The organism is Pseudomonas rhizoryzae (assembly GCF_005250615.1).
GTDB classification, from domain to species: Bacteria; Pseudomonadota; Gammaproteobacteria; order Pseudomonadales; family Pseudomonadaceae; genus Chryseomonas; species Chryseomonas rhizoryzae.
Genome location: NZ_SULM01000007.1, coordinates 229,356 through 253,426 on the forward strand (window position 1 = coordinate 229,356; position 24,071 = coordinate 253,426).

The 24,071-nt window shown below is 66.4% G+C and carries 20 protein-coding genes; 9 read left to right on the forward strand and 11 right to left on the reverse strand.

Annotated elements, in window-relative coordinates; translation table 11 throughout:
- Positions 1-96: 96 nt before the first annotated feature.
- From FAZ11_RS24780 to FAZ11_RS13405, 5 genes are all read right to left on the reverse strand, one after another.
- Positions 97-261, reverse strand: coding sequence for a hypothetical protein (locus FAZ11_RS24780; RefSeq protein ID WP_167371459.1), 165 nt, complete (start codon positions 259-261; stop codon positions 97-99).
- A 406-nt stretch (positions 262-667) separates the two neighbouring features.
- On the reverse strand, positions 668-1,609 hold the full coding sequence (locus FAZ11_RS13390) for a LysR family transcriptional regulator (RefSeq protein WP_058766051.1): 942 nt from the start codon (positions 1,607-1,609) through the stop codon (positions 668-670).
- A gap of 213 nt (positions 1,610-1,822) precedes the next feature.
- Positions 1,823-4,873, reverse strand: a complete 3,051-nt coding sequence (locus FAZ11_RS13395) for an efflux RND transporter permease subunit (RefSeq protein WP_058772309.1) — start codon at positions 4,871-4,873, stop codon at positions 1,823-1,825.
- Positions 4,870-5,940 carry an efflux RND transporter periplasmic adaptor subunit gene (locus FAZ11_RS13400; RefSeq protein ID WP_058772310.1) on the reverse strand — a complete coding sequence of 357 codons (1,071 nt, stop codon included), beginning with the start codon at positions 5,938-5,940 and terminating at the stop codon, positions 4,870-4,872. The genes FAZ11_RS13395 and FAZ11_RS13400 overlap by 4 nt, the downstream gene beginning before the upstream one ends.
- Positions 5,937-7,040, reverse strand: a complete 1,104-nt coding sequence (locus FAZ11_RS13405; RefSeq protein WP_137279290.1) for an efflux RND transporter periplasmic adaptor subunit — start codon at positions 7,038-7,040, stop codon at positions 5,937-5,939. Before FAZ11_RS13405 ends, FAZ11_RS13400 begins: the two co-directional genes overlap by 4 nt.
- A gap of 305 nt (positions 7,041-7,345) precedes the next feature.
- Between FAZ11_RS13405 and FAZ11_RS13410 the strand changes: the two genes are divergently transcribed.
- Positions 7,346-7,573 carry a hypothetical protein gene (locus FAZ11_RS13410; protein WP_058794052.1) on the forward strand — a complete coding sequence of 76 codons (228 nt, stop codon included), beginning with the start codon at positions 7,346-7,348 and terminating at the stop codon, positions 7,571-7,573.
- Between the two features lie 129 nt (positions 7,574-7,702).
- On the opposite strand, the gene FAZ11_RS13415 is transcribed toward FAZ11_RS13410, so the two are convergent.
- Positions 7,703-7,912, reverse strand: coding sequence for a DUF1127 domain-containing protein (locus tag FAZ11_RS13415; RefSeq protein ID WP_058760394.1), 210 nt, complete (start codon positions 7,910-7,912; stop codon positions 7,703-7,705).
- A 353-nt stretch (positions 7,913-8,265) separates the two neighbouring features.
- A complete protein-coding gene (gene gabP, locus FAZ11_RS13420) occupies positions 8,266-9,654 on the reverse strand; it encodes a GABA permease (protein ID WP_058772311.1) in 1,389 nt (462 codons plus the stop codon).
- A 556-nt stretch (positions 9,655-10,210) separates the two neighbouring features.
- Between gabP and FAZ11_RS13425 the strand changes: the two genes are divergently transcribed.
- The 5 genes from FAZ11_RS13425 (at position 10,211) to FAZ11_RS13445 (ending at position 17,400) form a co-directional block, all read left to right on the forward strand.
- On the forward strand, positions 10,211-10,942 hold the full coding sequence (locus tag FAZ11_RS13425; RefSeq protein ID WP_058772312.1) for a gluconate 2-dehydrogenase subunit 3 family protein: 732 nt from the start codon (positions 10,211-10,213) through the stop codon (positions 10,940-10,942).
- Positions 10,942-12,729, forward strand: coding sequence for a GMC family oxidoreductase (locus FAZ11_RS13430; protein ID WP_058772313.1), 1,788 nt, complete (start codon positions 10,942-10,944; stop codon positions 12,727-12,729). Before FAZ11_RS13425 ends, FAZ11_RS13430 begins: the two co-directional genes overlap by 1 nt.
- Before the next feature lie 11 nt (positions 12,730-12,740).
- Positions 12,741-14,105, forward strand: a complete 1,365-nt coding sequence (locus FAZ11_RS13435; protein ID WP_058772314.1) for a c-type cytochrome — start codon at positions 12,741-12,743, stop codon at positions 14,103-14,105.
- 427 nt (positions 14,106-14,532) lie between these two features.
- Positions 14,533-15,798, forward strand: coding sequence for an oxalate/formate MFS antiporter (gene oxlT / locus FAZ11_RS13440; RefSeq protein ID WP_058772315.1), 1,266 nt, complete (start codon positions 14,533-14,535; stop codon positions 15,796-15,798).
- A gap of 12 nt (positions 15,799-15,810) precedes the next feature.
- A complete protein-coding gene (locus tag FAZ11_RS13445) occupies positions 15,811-17,400 on the forward strand; it encodes a gamma-glutamyltransferase family protein (protein ID WP_058772316.1) in 1,590 nt (529 codons plus the stop codon).
- A gap of 1 nt (position 17,401) precedes the next feature.
- Here FAZ11_RS13445 and FAZ11_RS13450 read toward each other — a convergent pair whose 3' ends face one another.
- Positions 17,402-18,316 carry a LysR family transcriptional regulator gene (locus FAZ11_RS13450; RefSeq protein ID WP_058772317.1) on the reverse strand — a complete coding sequence of 305 codons (915 nt, stop codon included), beginning with the start codon at positions 18,314-18,316 and terminating at the stop codon, positions 17,402-17,404.
- Between the two features lie 101 nt (positions 18,317-18,417).
- Here FAZ11_RS13450 and FAZ11_RS13455 point away from each other — a divergent pair, with 101 nt between their 5' ends.
- From FAZ11_RS13455 to gpmA, 3 genes are all read left to right on the forward strand, one after another.
- Entirely contained in the window at positions 18,418-19,407 is a 990-nt protein-coding gene (locus FAZ11_RS13455; RefSeq protein ID WP_058772318.1) for an aldo/keto reductase, read from the forward strand.
- A gap of 362 nt (positions 19,408-19,769) precedes the next feature.
- Entirely contained in the window at positions 19,770-19,997 is a 228-nt protein-coding gene (locus FAZ11_RS13460; protein WP_027598119.1) for a hypothetical protein, read from the forward strand.
- 128 nt (positions 19,998-20,125) lie between these two features.
- Positions 20,126-20,872 carry a 2,3-diphosphoglycerate-dependent phosphoglycerate mutase gene (gene gpmA / locus FAZ11_RS13465; RefSeq protein ID WP_058772319.1) on the forward strand — a complete coding sequence of 249 codons (747 nt, stop codon included), beginning with the start codon at positions 20,126-20,128 and terminating at the stop codon, positions 20,870-20,872.
- 223 nt (positions 20,873-21,095) lie between these two features.
- Here gpmA and FAZ11_RS13470 read toward each other — a convergent pair whose 3' ends face one another.
- From FAZ11_RS13470 to FAZ11_RS13480, 3 genes are all read right to left on the reverse strand, one after another.
- Positions 21,096-22,061: a YihY/virulence factor BrkB family protein gene (locus FAZ11_RS13470; protein ID WP_058760404.1), complete on the reverse strand. Its 966-nt coding sequence runs from the start codon at positions 22,059-22,061 to the stop codon at positions 21,096-21,098.
- A 127-nt stretch (positions 22,062-22,188) separates the two neighbouring features.
- Entirely contained in the window at positions 22,189-23,031 is an 843-nt protein-coding gene (locus FAZ11_RS13475; RefSeq protein WP_058772320.1) for a glycosyltransferase family 2 protein, read from the reverse strand.
- Positions 23,028-24,065 (reverse strand): hypothetical protein, encoded by a 1,038-nt coding sequence (locus FAZ11_RS13480; RefSeq protein WP_058772321.1) that lies wholly within the window; start codon positions 24,063-24,065, stop codon positions 23,028-23,030. The genes FAZ11_RS13475 and FAZ11_RS13480 overlap by 4 nt, the downstream gene beginning before the upstream one ends.
- Between the last annotated feature and the right edge of the window lie 6 nt (positions 24,066-24,071).

Here is a 24,071-nt window from a genome sequence, read left to right on the forward strand (position 1 = left end):
CTCAGTGTGCCGCAGATATAAAAAAGCCGCACCCAAGGGTGCGGCGGAGAAAGACCAAAGGAGCAAAGAGGGGTGGTCTTTCGAAAGCGGGGTGACTCAGCGACGCGCGTCGGCGGCGGACTGGTCTTGATAGTGCTGCATGGCCGCTTGATTCTGATTGACCAGCTTGTAACGCAGGCTGGGATTCTCGTCGGCGAAGGCGAACTGAGCGGAAGACAGGGCAGCGACAGCAAGGAAGAGAGCAGCCAGAGAACGTTTCATATCGAACTCCTTATAGGGACGTGTTCATCAAGGTACGAGTCCATTCTAGGAAACGTTCGCAAACTTATAAATAGCATGCTAACTAAATAAGTATTGCGAAATCTGCAACAACCGCTCTAGCGAGAGTCTTGGCAGGTCTCTGCAGAATAGAGGCGCGCCCCTAGGTATGAACCAGCCGCCACGATGAGCCGCGGCAACGCGGCCGCCAACCCTTACCGCTCAGCCGGCTGAGCGGCGCAACACCTTGCTAGGCTCTGTACGAAAAATCGCCGAGCGAAGGTCAGGCGAGGCGAAAAGCGCTGAGGAAGCGGACCGGGCTCGCGAACGAGTTTACGAGTGGTAAATGAGCATTCCGAAGCGTTTTTCAACGAAGCATCACCGAGCGCAGGCATTTTTCGTACAGAGCCTAGTCCTTGGCCCAGTAGCGCTGATCCTCAATCACCCGATTCTCCAGTTGCAGGCGTGCGGGGATTTCTTCCTTGAGGAAGTCGATCCAGGTCTTGATCTTGGCGTCGAGGAAACGCCGGGAGGGATAGAGCGCATGGATGTTGCGCTCGCGCAGGCGAAAGTGGGGCAGCAACCGTACCAGGCTGCCGTCGCGCAGGTAATTGACGGCAATGTAGCTGGGTAGCAGGCAGATACCCATGCCCTGGCTCGCGACCCTGGCCAGGGCCTCGGCGACATTGACCTGGAAGACGTAGCGCGGCGCCACCTGCAGCTCGCCCTCTTCGCCGGCGAAGACCCAGCGTTCGGAAAAGTTCGGATCGAGCAGGCGCAGGCAATCGTGCTCGGCGAGATCGGCCGGCACCTGGGGCGCCGGGTGCTTGGCCAGGTAGCTGGGCGCGGCGCAGACCACGCTGTAGACGCCACCGAGACGCTGGGCGACGAAGTCCGAATCGGCCAGCTCGGTGTCCAGGGTGATGGCGATGTCATGCCCGTCCTCCAGCAGCGCCGGATGGTTCTGCGACAGACTCATGACGATCTCCACCTGGGGATAGCGCGCGCAAAAGCTCGACACCAGTGGTGCCAGCAATTGGGTCCCGAGCCCGGTCATAGAGTGGATACGCAGATGGCCATGGGGCTTGAGGTGTGCCCCACTGGCCTCGGCTTCGGCCTCGCCGACGTCCTGCAGGATGCGTCGGCAGCGTTCGAGGTAGCGTTCACCTGCCTCGGTCAGCGCCAGCCGCCGTGTGGTGCGGTGCAGCAGGCGGGTCTGCAGATGGCTTTCCAGCTCGGCGAGCAGGCGCGACACCTGGGCAGTGGACAGGTCGAGGGTATGGGCAGCAGCCGTGAGACTGCCCAGATCCACCACCCGGACGAAGATGCGCATGCCTTGGAAAATATCCATTATTGCCTTTTTCGCAATGGAGTTTCGTCAAGCCGTCACTTTATTGAAAAAGTTGGACGCCCGATAGTGGTGCAGTGAGCTGCTGTGGATTCGACGTGCTGACCGCGCGAATCCTTCCCTCCGGCAGTGGCTCCTTGGATAGCTCCTTGCGGCCTCCTGGCAGATGTCTTCAGCGAAGACCTCCGCCAGGAGGTCGTTTTTTTTGCCTGCGCCTCAGCCCTCACGCCCTGGCTCGCGGATGCGATAGCTGGCGATGTACAGCGCCGGCAGGAACAACAGGGTGAGCAGCGTCGCCGCGACGATACCGCCGATCATGGCGTAGGCCATGGGTCCCCAGAACACCTCGCGGGCGATGGGGATCATGCCGAGGCTCGCCGCCGCGGCGGTCAGCAGGATCGGCCGACGCCGGTGCCGGGTGGCTTCCACCACGGCGTCCCAGGGCGCGCGACCGGCCTGTTCGAAGGCATCGATCTGGGTCACCAGGATCACCGAGTTGCGGATGATGATGCCGATCAGCGCCAGCACCCCGAGGATGGCGACAAAGCCCAGTGGCTGGCCGAAGGGGATCAGCCCCAGCACCACCCCGATCAGCCCGAGGGGCGCCACGCTCGCCACCAGGAACAGCTTGCGGATGCTGTGCAGCTGGATCATCAGGAAGGTGGCCATGAGGAACAGCATCAGCGGCACCACCGCGGCGATGGGGCCCTGGGCCTTGCTGCTTTCTTCCACCGTGCCCCCTACCGCCACGTGATAGCGCGGCGGCAGCTTGGCGACGAAGGCATCGACGTCCGGCTGTAGCTGCTTGACCAGGTCCGGCGCCAGGATGTCTCCGAGAATCGAAGCCTTGAGCGTGATGGTGGGCAAGCGATCACGGCGCCACACCAGCGGCTGCTCCAGGGCGTAGTCGATGCGGGCGAAAGCCTTGAGCGGCACGGCGACGCCCTGGGGCGTCATGATCTGCAGATTTTCCAGGGTCTCCACCGAGCGCCGCTCGGCCTCGCTGGCGCGCGCCACCACGTTGACCAGATAGATGTCGTCGCGCACCTGGGTCACCGGGGTGCCGGTCACCACGCCATTGAGGATCTGCGCCACGTCCTGGGAGGAGAAGCCCAGTTGCCGTGCCTTGTCCTGGTTGACCTCCACCTTGAGCATCCGCGCCGGCTCGTTCCAGTCGTAGAGGAAGTCGCCCAGTTGCGGACTCTTGCCCAGCACGCTGGCCAGCGCCAGGGCCTGGCGGCGTACCTCGGCGACGTCCGGGCCGCTGATGCGGTACTGGATCGGCCGACCCACCGGCGGGCCCATCTCCAGCGGCTGGACGTAGCCGGACAGCCCAACGAAGTCCTGGCGCAGCCGCTGCTTGAGCTTGGGCAGCAGGCGGTTGCGCGCCTCCAGGTCCTTGGCCACCAGGATCACCTGGCCATAGAAGGGATTCTCCAATTGCTGGTCCAGCGGCAGGTAGAAGCGCACCGCGCCCTGGCCGACATAGGAACTCCAGTGGGCCACGTCCGGGTCATTGGCGAGGGTCTGCTCGAATCTGTCCATCTGCGCGCGGGTGGCGTCGAGGGAGGCGTTCTGCGGCAGGTTGAAATCGATCAGCAACTCGGGCCGATCCGAGGACGGGAAGAACTGGTTCTGCACGAACTTCATGGCGAACAGCGCCGCGGCGAACAGCAGCACCGTGAGCAGGATGGTCAGCCAGCGATGGCGCATGGCGCCCAGCAGCAGGCCATCGGACCAACGCGCCAGGCGGCCGGGCTGGTCGTGATCCTTTTTCTTCACCTGCTTGGGCAGGATGTGCACGCCGATCACCGGCGAAAAGAACACCGCGACGATCCAGGACAGCAACAGGGCCACCGCGATCACCGCGAACAGAGTGAAGGTGTACTGGCCAGCGCTGCTGGAGTTGAGACCGATGGGCACGAAGCCGGCCACCGTCACCAGGGTGCCGGTGAGCATGGGAAAGGCGGTAGATTCGTAGGCGAAGGTCGCCGAGCGGTGCAGCGACTCGCCCTCCTCGCGCTTGGTCACCATCATCTCCACGGTGATCATGGCGTCGTCCACCAGCAGGCCCAGGGCGATGATCAGCGCGCCCAGGGAGATCCGCTGCATGGTGATGCCGCTGTACTCCATGAAGACGAACACCAGCGCCAGGGTCAGCGGAATCGACAGCGCCACCACCAGCCCGGCACGCACGCCGAGGCTGATGAAGCTCACCACCAGCACGATAATGACCGCCTCGAACAGCGCCCGGGTAAAGCCGCCCACGGCCTTCTCCACCACCTGCGCCTGGTTGGAGACCACGTGCACGCCGATACCCACCGGCAGGTCGGCGGTCAATTCCTGCATCTTCTCGGTGAGCGCCGCGCCGAAGGTCTGGATGTTGCCGCCACTGCTCATGGCGATGGCCAGGCCAATGGCCGGCTGGCCGTTGTAGCGGAACAACGAACTGGGCGGATCGGCATAGCCGCTGCGGATGTCGGCGAGATCGGTGAGGCGGTAGAAGCGGTCGTCGATGCGCAGGTTGACCGCGGCGAGGTCGGCGGTGGAGCGGAATTCGCCGCTGGTTCTCACGCTGATGCGCTCGGCCCCGGACTCGATGGTGCCCGAGGGGGTCACCGCGTTCTGCTGCTGCAGGCTCTGCATCACCTGGCGCTGGTCGATGCCCAGGGCAGCGAGCTTGCGGGTGGAGAAGTCCAGGTAGATGACCTGGTTCTCCGCGCCGAGCACCTGCACCTTGCCGATGCCCGGCACGCTGCGGATCTCGCGGCGCACCTGCTCTACCTGGTCGCGCAGCTGGCGCATGCTGAAGCCGTCGCCGGTGAAGGCATAGATGCTGCCGAAGACGTCGCCGAATTCGTCGTTGAAGGCCGGGCCCTGGATACCCTGGGGGAATTCGCCCTGGATGTCCGCGATCTTCTTGCGTACCTGGTACCAGATGTCGGGAATCGCCTTGGCCGGCGTGGTGTCGCGCAGATAGACGAACACCGTGGATTGCCCCGGCCGGGTGAAGCTCTTGGTGTAGTCGAGGGAATCCAGCTCTTCGAGTTTCTTCTCCACCCGCTCGGTGACCTGGCGCAGGGTTTCCTCGGTGGTCGCCCCCGGCCAGCGGGTCTGGATGACCATGGTCTTGATGGCGAAGGACGGATCTTCCTCACGCCCCAGCTTCATGTAGGAGAAGACGCCCATCAGCAGGGCAACGAACATCAGGTACCAGACGAAGGATTGGTGGCGCAGCGCCCAGTCCGACAGGTTGAAGCCCTTCATGGCCGCGCGCCCTCGCTATCCTTCACCTGCTGCCCTTCCTCGATACTGTTGACGCCGGCGACCACCACCCGCTCGCCGGCCTGCAGACCACTGCCGATCCACGCCTGGCCGTCGGCCTCGCGCAGGACCTGGACCGGGCGCTGGCGGACGCGGGCCTGTTGGCCCTGACCCTCCACTACCCAGACCGACGTCTGCTCGCCCTGGCGGCGTAAGGCCTGGACCGGCAGCGCCAAGCCCTCGGCGGCGGGCAGTTCCAGCTCGCCCTGTACCAGGGTGCCGATGCGCAGGGCGTCCGGCGGATCGAGCAGGGTCAGACGCACGCGCCGGGTGCGGGTGGTGGCATCGGCCTGGGGTTCGATCTCGCGGACCTTGCCCACCACCGCCACCTCCGGATCCAGCGCCATGCGGACGGTCATCTGGCGCTCCGGCGCCAGTTGGCCGATGGCCTGGGCCGGCAGATCCAGCACCGCTTCGCGGATGTCCGGCCGGGCCACCCGGACCACCGGCTGGCCGGCGGACACCACCTGGCCGACCTCGGCCTGCCAGGCGGTGATCACCCCGTCGAAATCGCTGTAGAGCTCGGCATAGTCGCGCTGATCGCGGGCCTGGCGCTCGGCGCTCAACGCCTGCTCGCGCGAGGCTTCCAGCGTATGCAACCGGGTCAGGGCCTGATCCAGCTGGGAGCGCGAACCGACGCCCTGATCGAAGAGTTGCTGCTGGCGCCGCGCATCGGCCTTGGCATCACGCCATTGGGCCTCGGCATCGGCGGTCTGGCCCTCGCGGCTGCGCAGGGCGTTGTCCTGGTCGGTGGGGTCCAGCGCGGCCAGCAATTGGCCCCGGCGTACGGTTGCACCCACGTCGAGCGGACGGCGGGTCATGCGCCCACCGACGCGAAAGGCCAGCACGCTTTCGTAGCGCGCCTGGATGCTGCCGGCGAAGACTTCCCGCTGCGGCGCTGGCGCCTTCAGGGTCAGGGTCGCCACGGGCCGCACCGGTGGCGGCGGGGCCTCGTCGTCGGAGCAGCCACCGAGCGCCAGCAGCAGCGAGAGCGTCAGCAAGCGCTTCATGGGCGCACCTCGGCGAAGGTCGAGCGCTCGGCGACTTCGACACGCTGCCCGGGACTCAGGGACTGCCCCCCGGCGATCACGATACGGTCGCCGGCCTTGAGGCCATCGCTGACGATGATGCTGTCGCGGGTGTAACGCTCGATGTGCAAGGGTTGCAGACTCACCCGTCCATCGTCGTCCAGACGCCACACCGCCGGCTGGTCGGTGGTGCCGTTCAGCGCCGTCCAGGGCAAGGCGAAGCCCTGCGCCGCCGTACTCGGCACCTGGGCGTTGACCACCGCGCCCAGCGTCATGGCGGGTGGTGGCTGATCGAGTTGCACCTTGATGCGTACCGTGCCGGTCGCCGCCACCGTCGGGGCGATCTCGCGCAGGGTGCCCTGGGTGGTCACCGTAGGTTGCCCCTGCAGGGCAACGGGCAGGGTCTGGCCGAGTTTCAATTCGCGGGACAGGGATTCGTAGAGTTCGAAGACCGCATCCCGCTCGCCGCTCACCGCCAGGTCGAAGATCGCCGCACCGGCCTGCACCACCTGCCCCGCCTCGGCATGGCGAGCGGTCAGCACCCCGGCGGCACTGGCGCGCAATTCGGCGTAACCCAGTTGCTTGCGCGCATCGTCGCGCTGGGCCACGGCGGCCTGCAGGGCGCTACGGGCGCCGTCGAGCGTCGCCTGGGCCTGATCGTACTGGCTGCGACTGGTATAGCCCTTGGGCAACAGCGCGGCCTGGCGCTCGAAGTCCACCCGCGCCAGCCGCGTGCGGGCTTCCTGGGCGTCCACCTGGGCCTGGGCGGCCGCCAGGTTATTACGCAGATCCTGGGGGTCCAGTCGCGCCAGCACCTGGCCTTCGCGCACCCGGTTGCCGACGTCCGCCAAGCGCTCGCTGATCTTGCCGCTCACCCGGAAACCGAGGGGCGTCTGGACCCGCGCCTGGATATCGCCGGTGAAGGCGATGGGTTGGGTATCGCTCACGGGACTCACCTGGGTCACCACCACCCGTGCCAGTTCCTGGGCAGGCGGCTGCTCCTGCGAGCAGCCCGTTGACAGGGCGACCAACCCCCACAGGGCGATGACCGGACTGCAGGTGACGAAGCGGGAAGCCCTCATGATTGTCCTTATCGGTGGAAGAGGAGCGCTCGCGAACTGACCACACCTGATGCAGAGGGTTCGCCTGGGCAATTGTCAGACGCATGGCCGAACTTGGGAAGCGCCGCGGCCGATTCCGCTACGCAATCGCCCCCGCGTCGCTCAATCTGCCGACAAATGTTCACAAATACCCTGGAACCCCGCATTCCAGGCGACAGTCAACTAAGACGTGCACTACAGAGCTATGTGTCTGTAGCTGAGGCCCGCCGCCGAGCGGAGCGGGCCAGAAACGAATTCACGGGTTCCTAGCCAAGAGGCCGATATTCATGAAAAAGCTGCTGATTACCTCTACCGCTGTTGTAATGCTGTCTATGGCCACGGGTGTCTTCGCGGCCGACACCTCCAAGAGCGACACCGCCGTCAGCGGTTCGGCCACTGCGCCGGTGCCGGGCAAGACCACCGTCGAGGGTGGTGCGGATGGTGGCGCCAAGGTGCCCTTCAAGAGCGACAAGCCCAACAAGGTCGACGCGCGCAATCAGAACAACATGCAGTAACGGCCTGCCCCAGGCAGGCGGTAACAAAAAGCCCCGGCATGCCGGGGCTTTTTGCTGTCTGGCGGCCAGGCCGCAGACAAAACAAACCCCGCCGGAGCGGGGTTCGTGGAAGCTGTGTAGCCGCCGGGCTTAGCGCCAGAAAGGCTTGTGCATTTCCTGGTAACGCTGGGCCTCGGTGATGCCGGCGTCGGCCAGCATGCGGGTGTCGAGACGAGCCAGTTCGTTACGGCTGGCAATGCGACGCTGCCAGGTGGCCAGCGTGGAGAGCACGCGCAGAACGAAGGGGACGCGGGTGCTGGGTTCGGCTTGGTACAGCGAGGAACTGAAGGTGCGTTCCATGGTGGCTTTCCTTCCCGCTTATGACGGGTACTGGTCATCGAATGGCGCCATTGTCTCGCCAGGCGAGTGCTACCACCAGTAACAGTCCAGGGAAAGGTTCGCGGGTCACTCAGCACACAATTGCAACTGTACTGCTGCAATATGGGTCATTCTGTAACGCCAAGCACCATTGCAGTGCATTTTTCGGTTACCAGAGGGAACAGACGAGGGAATTTGGCCTGTACAGTTCCGCCAAAGCCCTGCAAACAGAGGTGCTGTTCTACCTCTTACCGCGCTTGCTGTCCAGCAAAACGCCCACTTTTGCCCCACGAGAGGGCGACCCCGGCACAGTCATTGCCGGGATCGCCTAGGCATCAACGCACAGCCGCCGCCAGCGCGGGAGCCTGGGGCTGACGCCGCCCCACCCAGGTGCCGACCGCCACGACCGCCAGGGCCAGCAGCCCCGTGGCGAGGATCTCGAAGCGGTGGGCTTCGCTGAACAGCATCACGGTGAGGGCAGCGACGATGAACAGGATCACCGCCCAGGTCAGCCAGGGGAACAGCCACATGCGGAATTCCAACTGTTCACCCCGGGCGATCAGCTTGCGTCTCAGCCGCAGCTGGGTCACCGCGATCACCAGATAGACCAGCAGGGCCACGGCGCCGGAGGTGGACAGCAGGAAGCTGAACACCGCCTCGGGCATGGTGTAGTTGGCGATGGTGGTGAGGAAACCCACGGCGGTACTGGCCAGCACGGCAGCGCGTGGTACACCGGCGCTGGAGGCACGGCCCAGCTTGGCCGGGGCATCGCCACGGCGGGCCAGGGAATAGAGCATCCGCGAGGCGGTGTAGAGCGCCGAGTTGAGGCAGCTGGCCACGGCGACCAGTACCACGCAGTCGACGACCAGCTTGGCGTGGGGAATCGACAGCACCTCCAGCGCGCGCTGGTAGGAACCGACGATCGGCAGCTGGGCATCGTTCCAGGGCACCATGGACACCACCAGGAAGATGGACACCAGGTAGAACAGCGCGATCCGCCAGATCACCGAGTTGGTGGCCTTGCTGATCTGCCGCGACGGGTCCTTGGACTCGGCCGCGGCGATGGTGACGATCTCGGTGCCCATGAAGCTGAACATGGTGGTCAGCAAGGCACCCATGACCGCGCCGAAGCCGTTAGGCATGAAGCCACCGGTGTGGGCCATGAGATTGCTCAGGCCACTGACTTCGCGACCCGGCAGCGCACCGACCAGGGCGGCCGCGCCCAGGGCGATGAAGGCGACGATGGCGATCACCTTGAGCAGGGCGAACCAGAATTCGAACTCGCCGTACTTGGCGACGCTGAACAGGTTGGTCACGGTCAGGATGCCGGTGATCACCAGGGCGAATTGCCAGGTGGCGACGGCCGGGAACCAGGCATTGAGGATGGCGGCGGCGGCTACCGCCTCAAGAGGGATCACCAGCACCCAGAACCACCAGTACAGCCAACCGATGGTGAAGCCGGCCCAGCGACCGATGCCCTGCTGGGCATAGGAAGAAAAGGAGCCGGTATCCGGCGAGGCGACGGCCATCTCACCCAGCATGCGCATGACCAGCACCACCAGGGTACCGGCCAGGGCGTAGGCCAGCAGCACGGCAGGACCGGCCGCGGCGATGGCATGCCCGGAGCCGACGAACAGACCGGCACCGATCACGCCGGCGATGGACAACATGGTCACATGGCGCGGTTTGAGCGCCGGGGAAAGGTTGCATTCTACGTTGGACATAAGGTGTTACCTGACAACGGAAAGCCTCCCAAGTGCAACATGCGCGCCAGTCCTGCTGAAATCGGCACAACACGAACTCAAATGGTGCAAGAAGTCGCGGAAAAGGGCGAAAACACAGCACTTATTTTCCATATCGCACTAAACATTTGACTAATAAGTACATTTTTTATCGACGCAGCCAGACCCCAATCCTGCTTCATTAGGTATCACTTGGTGCAACTTGCACCAACATGACGCACCAATAGGTGAAACCTTAGGTAACCCAAGGGCCTGTCGCGCGCTTGGCGGCTTGGCTGGCAGTGACCAACCGGGCTAGTGACTGGACAGCAGCTGCCCTGGGTGTCCCCGCGCGCCAGGGTGCTCCCCTGCGCCGCCTCGGTAAGCGCTCTGGCATGGGTCTTAGTCGCGAGGTCGGGAACTTGGCGTGATACCAGGCCTCTGCACCTCTGCGACAAAATGTAACCGGCGCCCGGAGATGTTGGTAATATTCCAACATATTAGCTAGCTAACCATAAGCCCTGCGGTTCCACGTCGGGCCCCTGATGAGACCCCGAGCATGTCCGCAGACGACTCTGTCCCGGCCCGTCGCGACTTCCTGCGCAAGTCCCTGAGCCTGATTCCCATGGTGGCCTTGGCCGGCAGTACCGCGCCGAGCCTGGCCCTCGCCGCCCCGACGCCGGTGGACAAGCCCGGCAGCAGCCCGCGCGCGGATCACTACCAGCCGGTGTTCTTCACCGCCGAGGAATGGGCCTTCGTGCAGGCGGCGGTGGCCCGGCTGATTCCGGCGGACGAGCTGGGGCCGGGGGCGCTGGAAGCCGGCGCCCCTGAGTTCATCGACCGCCAGATGCAGACCGCCTATGCCCGCGGTGGCCTCTGGTACATGCAGGGCCCCTTCGCCGCCGACGCCGCGCCGGAAATGGGCTACCAGAGTCGGCTTGTGCCTCAGGACCTCTATCGCCTGGGCATCGCCGCGGTGGATCGCTGGACGGCTCAGCAACACGGCAAGCCCTTCGCCGAGCTCGCACCCACCCAGCAGGACGAGGCGCTCAAGGCCCTGGAAAGCGGTGACGCCCCGCTGGACGGCGTGCCGGCCAAGCTGTTCTTCGCCCAACTGCTGCAGAACACCAAGGAAGGCTTCTATTGCGATCCGCTGCATGGCGGCAACAAGGAACTGGTCGGCTGGAAACTGGTGAATTTCCCCGGTGCCCGCGCCGACTTCATGGACTGGGTGGAGCGCGACGAACGCTATCCACTGCCGCCAGTATCCATTCGCGGGGAGCGCGGCTGATGGCCAAGGTATTGCCCAGCAAGAACGTGGTGATCGTCGGCTTCGGCTGGACCGGCGCCATCATGGCCAAGGAACTGACCGAGGCCGGGCTGGACGTGGTGGCCCTGGAGCGCGGCAGCTATCGGGACACCTATCCCGACGGCTCCTATCCCCAGGTGATCGACGAACTCACCTACAGCATCCGCAAGAAGCTGTTCGTCGATGTGTCCAAGGAAACCGTCACCATCCGCCACAGCGTGAATGACGTCGCCCTGCCCAACCGGCAGCTCGGCGTCTTCCTGCCCGGCGATGGCGTCGGCGGCGCCGGCCTGCACTGGTCCGGCGTGCACTTCCGCGTCGACCCGGTGGAACTGCGCCTGCGCAGCCACTACGAGGAACGTTACGGCAAGAAATTCATTCCCGAGGGCATGACCATCCAGGACTTCGGCGTCAGCTACGCCGAGCTGGAGCCCTATTTCGACTTCGCCGAGAAGGTGTTCGGCACCTCGGGCACCGCTTGGAGCATCAAAGGCCAGGTGGTGGGCGACGGCAAGGGCGGCAACCCCTATGCCGCCGATCGCTCCAGCGACTTCCCGCTGCCGGCGCAAAAGAACACCGTCTCGGCGCAACTGTTCGAACAGGCCGCGCGGGAGGTGGGCTATCACCCCTACAACCTGCCCTCGGCCAATACCTCGGGGCCCTACACCAACCCCTACGGCTGCCAGATGGGCCCGTGCAACTTCTGCGGCTATTGCAGCGGCTACGTCTGCTACATGTATTCCAAGGCCTCGCCGAATCTGAACATCCTGCCGGCGCTCAAGCAGGAGCCGCGCTTCGAGCTGCGCAGCCAGGCCCATGTGCTGAAGGTGAACCTGGACAGCACCGGCAAGAAGGCCACCGGGGTGACCTACCTGGACGCCCAGGGCCAGGAGCTGGAACAGCCGGCCGATATCGTCATCCTCGCCGCCTTCCAGTTCAACAACGTGCGCCTGATGCTGCTGTCGGGCATCGGCCAGCCCTATGATCCCAAGACCGGCGAGGGCGTGGTCGGGCGCAACTTCGCCTACCAGAACATGGCCACCATCAAGGCCTTTTTCCGCAAGGATCAGCACCACACCAATCCCTTCATCGGCGCCGGCGGCAATGGCGTGGCGGTGGACGATTTCAACGCCGACAACTTCGACCACGGCCCCCACGGCTTCGTCGGCGGCTCGCCCATGTGGGTCAACCAGGCCGGTACCCGACCCATCGCCGGGGCGGCCAATCCGCCCGGCACGCCGCAGTGGGGCAGCGCCTGGAAGAAGGCCCAGGCCGGCTACTACAACCACCAGCTGTCGATGGACGCCCATGGCGCGCACCAGTCCTATCGCGACAACTACCTGGACCTGGACCCCACCTATCGCGACGCCTACGGCCAGCCGCTGCTGCGCATGACCTTCGACTGGAAGGACAACGACATCCGCATGACCCGCTTCATGGCGGCCAAGATGAAGAAGATCGCCGAGGCCATGAGTCCCGAGCACATCAGCGTCGCGGTCAAGGATTTCGGTGGCCACTTCAACACCGCCAGCTACCAGACCACCCACCTGAACGGTGGCGCCATCATGGGCACCGATCCCAAGACCAGCGCGGTGAATCGCTACCTGCAGAGCTGGGACGTGCACAACGTCTTCGTGCCGGGTGCCTCGGCCTTTCCCCAGGGCCTGGGCTACAACCCCACCGGCCTGGTGGCGGCCCTGACCTACTGGTCGGCGCGGGCCATCCGCGAGCAATACCTGAAGAACCCCGGCCCCCTGGTGCAGGCATGAGAGGCGCGCCCATGATCCTCCGTACCCTCGCGACCCTGCTGCTGGGCGCCGGCCTGACCCTGGGCGTCCAGGCCGCCGAAGACAATGACCCGGCATTGATCAAGAAAGGCGAGTACCTGGCGCGCGCCGGTGACTGCGTGGCCTGCCACACGGCGCCGGGCGGCCAGCCCTTCGCTGGCGGCCTGCCCATGCAGACGCCCATCGGCACCCTCTATTCCACCAACATCACCCCGGATCGGCAGACCGGCATCGGCGACTACAGCTTCGCCGACTTCGACGCCGCCATCCGCCAGGGCATCGCCAAGGAGGGCCATACCCTCTACCCGGCCATGCCCTACCCCTCCTACGCCCGGGTCAGCGAGGGCGACATGCACGCCCTGTACGCCTACTTCATGCACGGCGTGACCCCGGTGGCCCAGGCCAATCGCGACAGCGACATCCCCTGGCCGCTGTCCATGCGCTGGCCACTGGCGATCTGGCGCCAGCTGTTCGCCCCTGAGGTGGTGCAATTCCAGCCGGCCCCGGACCAGGACCCGGTGGTGGCGCGTGGCGCCTACCTGGTGGAAGGCCTGGGCCATTGCGGCGCCTGCCACACCCCGCGCGCCCTGACCATGCAGGAAAAGGCGCTCTCCCCCGCCGATGGCGCGGATTTCCTGGCCGGCAGCGCGCCGCTGGAAGGCTGGATCGCCAAGAACCTGCGCGGCGACCAGCGCGACGGCCTGGGCCGCTGGGACGAGGAGCAACTGGTGCAATTCTTCAAGACCGGTCGCTCCGCCGACAGCGCCGTGTTCGGCGGCATGACCGAGGTGGTGCAACACAGCCTGCAATACCTGAGCGACGCCGATCTGCACGCCATCGCCCGCTATCTCAAGACCTTGCCACCCAAGGACCCGCACGATGCGCCCTTCCAGCCGGATGGCCGCGCCGCTGCCGCCCTCTGGCGCGGCGACGACAGCGCCCGCGGTGCCCAGGTCTATGTCGACAACTGCGCCGCCTGCCACCGCACCGACGGCCAGGGCTACGACCGGGTGTTCCCGGCCCTGGCCGGCAATCCGGTGCTGCGCACGGCCGATGCCAGCTCGCTGATCAATATAGTGCTCAAGGGCGGCACCCTGCCCGGCCTGCACACCGCGCCCTCGATGATCGTCATGCCACCCTTCGGCTGGCGCCTGGACGACGCCCAGGTGGCCGACGTGGTCAGCTTCATCCGCGCCAGCTGGGGCAACGACGCCCCGCCGGTCAGCGCCGCCGATGTGGCCAAGTGGCGCACCGACGACAACCGCACCACGTCCGGTGACGACCTGGGCCAGGCCTTCGGTCATCGGCAACCCGCGCCCGCGACCGCCGGTGGCGATACCCCTGCCGAGGCGCACTGAACCAATGCCCGGTCCTCTATAGGGTCGGGCCGCGGGGCGCCGATACCACCGCACGCTCGGCAGGGGCTTTTTCCAACACCTGACGAGCGGTAGCGGCTGGCGCGGCCCATCCCGATCGATTCTGGCGCACACCCCAGGCCTCCCTCAAGCCGCGCCCTAGGCGCCTAGCCTTCCCCTACCTGATCCGTCAGACAAGACGGCTCCAGCACCCAAGCGCCCGACACCGCCCGAGCGCTCACTGCGCACCTGTCCGTTTCACGCTATGCATTGGGCTTTTGACGCGAGTCCGCCGGACTTTCCCGGTGCTACTTTTCGGGAAACCCGGCCGACTCGAGCTCTCCGCTCGCAGCCGTAGCCCATAACGATGATCGCTGCATCCCTTGCCATCCTGCCCTCACTTCGTCTTGCCCTGACAGGATTGCACCCGATGACCACCAAGCCGCTCATCGCGACCTCGACCCCCGTCCTCTCTTCCACCTCGCGCTGGTTCCAGCTGTGCGCCGGCGTTATCTGCATGATGGCCATCTCCAGCCCGCAGTACGTCTGGACGCTGTTCACCGGCCCGCTGAGCGCCAAGCTCGGTTCCGGGCTGGCCTCGTTGCAGGTCACCTTCTCGCTGCTGATCGTCTTGCAGACCTTCTTCTCGCCGGTCCAGGGCTTCCTGGTGGACCGCTTCGGCATTCGCAAGCTGATCGCCTGTGGCTGCGCCCTCAGCGGCCTGAGCTGGATCCTGGCCAGTCGCGCCGACAGCCTCGCCAGTCTCTACCTGACCTACGGCGTGCTCGGTGGCCTCGGCACCGGCATCGTCTACGTCGGCGTCGTCGGGCTGATGGTGCGCTGGTTTCCCGATCGTCGCGGCCTCGCCGCCGGCGCCGTGGCGGCCGGCTATGGCATGGGCGCCATGGTCACTACCTTTCCCATCGCCAACAGCCTGAAGAGCCTGGGGCTGGAGACCACCCTGGTCACCTTCGGCGTGGTGCTGGGCATCGTCGGCCTGCTCGCCGCCCAGTTCCTGCGCCAGCCGCCGGCGCCGGCCAAAGCCCTGGCAACCGAGGTCGGCACGGCCCCGGACATCGCGCCCAAGGCCATGCTCAAGACGCCGCTGTTCTGGCTGATGTTCCTGATGTTCACCCTGATGTCCACCTCCGGCCTGATGGTCACCTCGCAGATGGCCAGCTTCGCCAAGGATTTCGGCATGACCGAGGTGATGGTGTTCGGCATGGCCGCCCTGCCGCTGGCCATGACCATCGACCGCGTCTGCAACGGCCTGACCCGCCCGCTGTTCGGCTGGATCTCCGATCGCTGGGGCCGCGAGAACACCATGGCCTTCGCCTTCTGCTTCGAAGGCATCGCCATGACACTCTGGCTGCTGACCAGCGACAACCCGGTGCTCTTCGTGCTGCTGTCGGGTGTCGTCTTCCTCGGCTGGGGCGAGATCTTCTCGCTGTTCCCCTCGACCCTCACCGACACCTTCGGCACCCGCCACGCCACCACCAACTATGGTTTCCTGTACATGGCCCAGGGTATCGGCTCGATCTTCGGCGGACCGGTCGCGGCGCTGCTGCACCAATCCAGCGGCAGCTGGCTGCCGGTATTCGCCACCGCCATCGCCTTCGATCTCATCACCGCCGCCCTGGCCCTGCTGGTGCTCAAGCGCCTGCGCCAGCGCTGGCTGGCCCGTCACGCCCGCTAACGAGGAAGCCCCATGCTCAACACCACCGTCGCCGCTCGCGGCATCGCCGTCGCCCCCCACAGCCTGGCGGCGCAGTCCGCCCTGGCGGTCCTGCGCGAAGGCGGCAATGCCGTGGAGGCCATGGTCGCCGCCGCAGCCAGTATCGCCGTGGTCTACCCGCACATGAACGGCCTGGGCGGTGATGGCTTCTGGCTGATCGTGCCGCCCGAGGGCGAGCCCATCGCCCTGGATGCCAGCGGCCCGGCCGGCAGTGGCGCGACCCTGGCCGCCTATGCCGACCTGAGCGCCATCCCCACCCGCGGTCCGCGCGCCGCGCTCACCGTGGCCGGGACCGTGGGCGGCTGGCAGGCGGCCCTGGAGGTGGCCGCGGAATTCGGCGGGCGCCTGCCGTTGCCGCGCCTGCTGGCCGATGCCATCCACTACGCCGAGGCCGGCATCCCGGTGACCGGCTCCCAGCACCTGGCGACCCTGGCCAAGCGCGCCGAACTGGAAGCCCTCCCCGGCTTCGCCGCGACCTTCCTGCCCGACGGCGCCGTCCCCGCCGAAGGCGCCCTGTTCACCCAGCCGCGCCTGGCGGCCACCCTGCGCCAGCTGGCGGAGCGCGGCCTCGATGACTTCTATCGCGGCGACCTGGCCGCCCGCATCGCCGCCGACCTGGCCGCGCTGGGCGCCCCGGTCACCGCCGCCGACCTGGCGGCCTACCGCGCCAGGCGGGTCACGCCGCTGCACCTCGCCCATAGCGCGGGCAGCGTCTACAACCTCGCCCCGCCATCCCAGGGCCTGGTCTCCCAATTGATCCTCGGCCTCGCCGATCACGCCGGCCTCGGCAGCTGCACGGCCGATGGCAGCGCCCACGTCCACACCCTGGTGGAAGCCACCAAGCTGGCGTTCAAGGTGCGCGACGAGCACATCACCGACCCGGCGCACATGACCCTCGATGCCCAGGCCTGCCTGGAGCCCTCCTGGCTCGCCGACCTGGCCGGCCAGATCGATCCGCAGCGGGCCCGCCCCTCGGGCCGTGGCAAGGGGCCGGGCGACACCATCTGGATGGGTGTGATCGACGGCAACGGCTTGGCGGTGTCCTTTATCCAGAGCATCTACCATGAGTTCGGCAGTGGCGTGGTGCTGCCGGACAGCGGCCTCAACTGGCAGAACCGCGGCGCCTCCTTCAGCCTGGACCCCGCGCACATCCTGGCCCTGGCGCCGGGCAAGCAGCCGTTCCATACCCTCAACCCGGCCGCCGCCCGCCTGGCCGATGGCCGCACCCTGGTCTACGGCACCATGGGCGGCGACGGCCAGCCCCAGACCCAGGCGGCGGTGTTCAGCCGCTATGCGGTGTTCGGCCAGCGCCTGCAGGAAGCGATCACCGCGCCACGCTGGCTGCTGGGCCGCACCTGGGGCGAGAGCAGCGACAACCTCAAGCTGGAGAGTCGCTTCCCCGCCACGGTGATCGAGGAATTGCGCGCCCTCGGCCACGAGGTGGAGTTGCTGCCGCCCTTCAGCGAGACCATGGGCCACGCGGGCGCGGCGGTCCGCCATGCCAACGGGCTATTCGAAGGGGCCTTCGATCCGCGCAGCAACGGGGCGGCGGCGGGCTACTAGCTCAACGCCTCAACCAAGCCGGATCGACCGCGGCGAACACCTCATCCAGCCACTCCACCCAGGCCCGCACCCGCGGCGAGGTCTGGCTGGCCAGGGGATAGACCGCCGCCAGTGGTAGGCCCGGTGGGCGCTGGTCGGGCAGCACCTCGCACAATCGCCCCGCAGCCAGGTCCGCCGCCACGTGATAGAGCGGCGCCTGGATCAGGCCCAGGCCGGCCAGGGCGGCGCCGACATAGACATCGGCGCCACTGAGCGCCAGCCGGCCCGGCACTTCCGGGCAGAGCACGTCGCCTTCCTGCACGAATTCGAAGGGGAGCCGCCGACCGCTGCGCTGGGAGCGATAGTGCAACCCTTGGTGCTCGGCCAGGTCCGCGAGGGTCGTCGGCTGGCCATGCCGCTCGAGATAAGCCGGGCTGGCACAGGTCACCTGCACCAGCTCGCCCAACGGCTGGGCGGCCAGGCCGTCGTCGAGCAGTGGTCCGCTGCGCAGCACGCAATCGATACCCTCGCCGATCACGTCCACCGGGCGGTCGTCGGCGCTGATCACCAACTCCAGCTCGGGATAACGCTGGCAGAAATCCGGCAGCGCCGGGATCACCAGCGCCCGTCCCAGAGAGCCGGGCAGATCGACGCGCAGTCGGCCACGGGGTTGCCGACGGCGCTGGCTGAACGCCCCTTCGATATCGTCCAGCTCGGCCAACCAGCGTAGGCAACGCTCGTAGTAGGCCGCGCCATCCAGGGTCGGGCTGACCCGGCGGGTGGTGCGGTGCAGTAGCGTCACCCCCAAGTGGGCTTCCAGCTGTTGCACCAGCAGGGTCGCCATCGCCGGTGACAGGCCCAGATCGGCCGCTGCCCGGGTAAAGGAGCGGCGTTCGACGATACGCACGAAGCCACGCATGGCTGCCAGTCGGTCCAAGATTATTCACCCAGGTTGAATACTGTCTGCCCAGATAAAACCTTTGTTCATTCTCACTCAACACCTAGCCTGATCGGGTCATCTATCGAGAGGAAAAGGCCATGCTGCAACGACGAATGGGCCTTAACGGCCCCCTGGTATCCGCCCTGGGCCTGGGCTGCATGGGTATGAGCGAGTTCTATGGGGCGACGGACGAGACCGAAGCCCTCGCCACCCTGGACCTCGCTCTGGAGGGGGGCGTGACCCTGCTGGATACCGCCGACGCCTATGGTCCGCACCGTAACGAAGAACTGCTCGGCCGAGCCCTGCGTGGGCGCCGCGAACAGGTGTTCCTGGCGACCAAGTTCGGCCTGGTGCGCAGCGCCGACCCCACCAGCCGTGGCGTGAACGGCCGCCCCGACTATGTGCGCCAGGCGGTGGAAGGCAGTCTGCGCCGGCTGGCGGTCGACCATCTCGATCTCTATTACCAGCACCGCGTTGATCCCGAGGTTCCCATCGAGGACACCGTGGGCGCCATGGCCGACCTGATCCAGGCCGGCAAGGTGCGCTACCTGGGGCTGAGCGAGGCGTCCAGCGAGACCCTCACCCGCGCCTACCGGGTCCATCCCATCGCCGCCCTGCAGAGTGAATTCTCGCTATGGTCCCGCGATCCGCTGGAGCACGGCATCCTCGCCACCTGCCGCGAGCTGGGTGTAGCCCTGGTGGCCTACAGCCCACTGGGCCGGGGCTTTCTCACCGGTGCCCTGAAATCGCCGGAGGATTTCGCCGCGGATGACTATCGCCGGCTGAGCCCCCGCTTCCAGGGCGAGAACTTCCAGCGCAACCTGGAGCTGGTGGAACGGGTACGGGCCCTGGCCGAGGCCAAGGGCGTGACGCCTGGCCAGGTGGCGCTGGCTTGGGTCCTGGCCCAGGGTGAGGACATCATCCCCATCCCGGGCACCCGGCGCCGGCACTATCTGCTGGAGAATCTCGGTGCGCTCGAGGTGCGGTTGAGCGTCGGCGAAAAGGCCGAGCTGGATAGCCTTTTCACCGCGGACGCCGTGGCCGGGACGCGTTATCCCACGGCCTGGATGCAGTTGGTCGAGCGCTAGACACCACCAAGCCCGTCGCCGACCGACGGGCTTGCGCTCTTGGCATCGATCCTGCTAGCTTGATCGGGTTAGTACCAAGCTGACCCCAATCGCTGGGCGCCTTTCCGCTCTCAACAAGCCGCGTGAAATCAGCGTCATCCGGATCGCTCCGATCCCTCGATTGCTCAGGATCTGCCGCCGCGGCCTCTGAATCTCGTGCCCGGCCGGTTGCCTGCCTTCCCAAGTACTTACCTGCATGCCTGGGCATTTCGCCCACACGCTGCCTTCCTCCAGCCAGAGATTCAGCCGTCGGCCGTCATGGGCACGAGGTTGCTGGAGTTATTTCACCGCGCCGACTGAGCGTGGATCCCAAGGATAGACGTATGAACATTCAAAACCAGGCCATCGCGGCCATGCAACATCTCCAAGCGGCCTTCGCGCCGTTCCACTGCATCACCACCCCGGCATCGCGCAAGGGCGGCTTCAGCTTCACCGTGGTCGACGAGCGCGGCGTGGCCTGTCGCAGCGAGCGCCTCTACCCCGAGCAGTACAGCGCTGCCGACGGGCTGGAGCGAGTCATCGCCCGTACCCGGCGCGCCCTGGCGGCCTGAGACGCGCTACGAGTGCCGGACGCATCACGGATTCCGTGATGCCCATGCCGGAAACCTCCATCTGCGGTATGTTTGGCACAGCTTCGCGTAGGCGTGAGCCAAACAATGAATCCCAAGATGGAGGTCGCATGTCGCAAGTCGTATTCATCCGCCATGGCCAGTCGGCGTGGAACCTGGAAAACCGCTTCAGTGGCTGGGCGGATGTGGATCTGACCGAACAGGGGATCCGCGAGGCCCACGAGGGCGGCCAGGCGCTCAAGGACGCCGGCTTCCTCTTCGACGTGGCCCATGTCTCGGTGCTCAAGCGCGCCGTCCGTACCCTGTGGCACGTCCAGGAAGGCATGGACCAGATGTGGCTGCCGGTGGTGAGCGACTGGCGCCTCAACGAGCGTCACTATGGCGGCCTGACCGGACTGAACAAGTCCGAGACCGCGGCCAAGTACGGCGAGGAGCAGGTGCTGGTGTGGCGCCGCAGCTACGACGTGCCGCCGCCCGAGCAGAGCGTCGAAGAGCAGAAGGCGCTGGCCGCCGATCCGCGCTATGCCGGTCTGTCGCTGGATCAGGTGCCGCGCACCGAATGCCTGAAGGACTGCGTCGAGCGCGTCCTGCCCTATTGGAACGAAGTCCTGGCCCCGGCCATCCGCAGTGGCCAGCGCGTGCTGGTGGTCGCCCACGGCAACTCCATGCGCGCCCTGATCAAGTACCTGGACAACATCTCCGACAGCGACATCGTCAGCCTCAACATCCCCAACGGCGTGCCGCTGGTGTATGAATTCGACGATAACCTCAAGCCCACCAAGCACTACTACCTGGCCGACCCGGACGAGGTCGCCGCCAAGATGGCGGCGGTGGCCAACCAGGGCAAGGCCAAGTAAGGCAGCTTGCGTCCGTCCTCTGGTGGGACCTTGCCAGGTTTTCCACAGGGAGGACGAGGCGTGAGCGGTGGATAAGGCTGAAGCCGTTATCCACCCTACCAGCGCCGATCGCGCCAGGAGTCGCCGTAGGTTGGGCTGAGCGCAGCGAAGCCCAACAGGTCTCGCCTCAGGGTGCTGGCCATGTGGGCTTCGACGATGAAGCCGTCTCAGCCCAACCTACGATCTAGCGCTTCACCACCCGCGCCTTTCCCAGCACGCCCTCTTCTTCCGCTTGGGCCGCCTGGATTTCCTCGTCGCCTTCCACCCCGCCGTCGCCTGGGGTCTTCTCGCCCTTTTCCTTGCCGTCTTCGCTGTGGTGTTCGATCACCGCATTGATCTCCGCGCCGAACAGCAGCACCGCCGAGGAAATGTAGAAATACAGCAGCAGCACGATGATGGCGCCGATGCTGCCGTAGGTGGCGTTGTAGTTGGCGAAGTTCTGCACGTAGTAGCCGAAGCCCAGGGACGCCAGGATCCAGACCACCACGGCCAGCGCCGAGCCGGGGGTGATGAAGCGGAAGGTCTGCTTCACGTCCGGGGTGACGTAGTAGAGCGCGGCCACGGCGATCATCAGGATGAACACCGCCAGCGGCCAGCGGATCAGCGCCCAGAGGGTCACCATGTAGTCTTCCAGCCCGACGTAGGCGGCCAGCCAGTTCATCACCTGGGGACCGAGCACCATCAAGGCCGCGGCGCTGAGCAGCAGGCCGGCAAGGCCTATGGTGTGCAGCACCGACAGGGGAATGCGCTTCCAGGCGGGGCGGCTCTCCACCACGTCGTAGGCGCTGTTCATGGCGGTCATCAGCGAACGGAAGCCGCCGGAGGCGGACCAGAGCGCGACGATGATACTGAAGGACAGCAGGCCGCCCTTCTGCGTCTGCAACTGGTCGATGATGGGGTTGACGGTGTCCAGCGCGGTGACCGGCAGCAGGTAGGCGGCCTGTTGGCGGAGGAAGGTGAAGAAGTCCGGCAGGTGCAGGAAGCCGATCAGGGCGATGAGGAACAACAGGAAGGGAAACAGCGAGAACAGCATCTGGTAGGCCAGCGCCGCCGCATAGGTGGGCATGTCGTCGGCGACGAATTCCTGGACGGCACGCTTGATGAGGGTGAACGGCGAGACGCCGCGCAGGCTGAAGGCGAACAAGGACATAGCGGCTCCTGACGAACGTTCCTCGAGAGGGATTCCTGGAGGCGGTCTGAAGATGCCTGCGCCCAGCGGCTTTTCAGACCAGCCCTACCTTCAGAGTAGCGTTGGCCGGGTTGGTTGCGCCAAGGCCTCAGAAGCCCGACCCGGAGGCATCCCGGCAGGCGGCGATCTCGGCGGCGTTGGGCGCTCGAATCTCTTCTATGCCGCGGCTTTCATCGAAGTGGATGTAGCCAGCGGCGGCGAAGTCACGCAACCAGCCATCCATGGGCCAGAGTCCCCAGCGCGCCTGGAAACGCCGGGCATTCGCCAGGATGCTGGCGAAGTGATTGAGCGGCGGATGGTAGGTGGGGTGGTATTGGTGGAAGGCCCGAGCATCGGCCTGAAACACGGATACCCCCGCCTCCCGGGCACGAAAGGCGAAGTCGGTGTCCTCGCCACCATAGCCGCAATAGCCCTCGTCGAAGCCGCCGATACGCTGAAAGGTGGCGCGGCGGCAGGCGAAGTTCAGCGACCAGAACAGCGGATGGGGCACCTCGGCGCCGGGCGGACGATCCCGGTGCAGGGGATGAACGACGCCCGTGGCCAACAGCTCATCTGGCGTCCACTCGCCTTCGGCGACGCCGGCCGGCAGGTAGTGGACGAAGCCCTGATGCAGGGCCTCAGGGCGAGCGGCCAGTGCCTGGCGATAGCTGTCGAGTAAGGCAGGCGCGGGGATACAGTCCACGTCGAGAAACACCAGTTCCTCACCTGGCGCGGCCGCCACGGCGGCATTGCGCGCCGCGGCCAGGGGCAGGATGCCGTCGCCCGTGACGCCGAGCACCTGGATGGGAAAGCGCGCGCTGTGCAGCGCACGCGGTGCCTCGTTCATCTGCACCACCACCAGGGCGGTGGGTGGCGTCGGGGCCAGCTCCAGGCCGCGAATGAGGTTGGCCAACTGCCGCTCGCGACCATGAACCAAGGTCAACACGATCATGCTAGCACCTCCCGGGCGACCGCCTGGATGCAGGCGGCGGCGCGGCGCGCGCCTCCGCCGTCGCTCACCTGGGTCCAACGCTCCGGATCAAGCTGGCGCGCCTTGGTCAGCAGCCCCGGCCAATCGTCGTCGGCGGGCCAGGCTTCGCAGGTGATCGCCAGGCCCTGGGCGGCCAGCAGGCGACCGGTGGACAGTTGCTCGTCGAAGGGTCGGGCGTCGGGCAGGCAGACGAAGCGGCAGCGCAGATCCGCCAGTTCGGCCACCAGGCTGTCGCCGGCGGAACCGACCACTATTTCGGACCTGACCAGCCAGGGCGCCGGGTCGGCGACGCTGCCGGCGAAGGTCAGGTTGGCCGGGGCTGGCGTGGCGTCGTCCGCGATCGGGCCCAGCACCGTCCACCGCCAGTCGGGACAGGCCCGGGCAGCGGCGGCCAGGCGCGCGCGGCTGAAGGCAGTACCGCCATGGCCGGCGATGACCGTGATCGTCCAGGGCTCAGGCTGAGGCGTGATCGGCTGCCCGGCATAGCGTGACAGGCTGCCGGCATAGCAGGTCTTGGCGCGCCAGGCGGCCGGTGTGCCAGGTTCTTCGAGGAGTTCTGGATAGGGTGCCAGCAGGCGGCTGGCGGCGGCATAGGCCAGTTCATGGGCAGCATCGAAACGACTGCCACGCTGGCGCAGGTAGATCGTCGGCACGCCGCAGAGTCTGGCCAGCAGGGCTACTTCCACCGAGACGTCCACCACCAGCAGGCAGGGCCAGGCGCGGCGGAACCAGTCCACCAGCAACCCCATACGCTCGCGTAGGCCGTCTACCCCCAACGGTGCATAGTGCAGGCAGGCGAAGGCCTCACCTTCGACACCGGGCGCCACATCGGCCGGCAGCGGGCAGAGTTCGACATGGGGCAGGTCCACGGACGCGGGCAAGCGACTGCCGAACAGGGTCAGAGGACGGTCGCAGGCCGCGGCGATGGCCAGGGCGCGGGTCACGTGGCCGGCGCCGTGGTGGTGGGCGTAGTAACCGATGTTCAGCTCAGCCATGGGCGG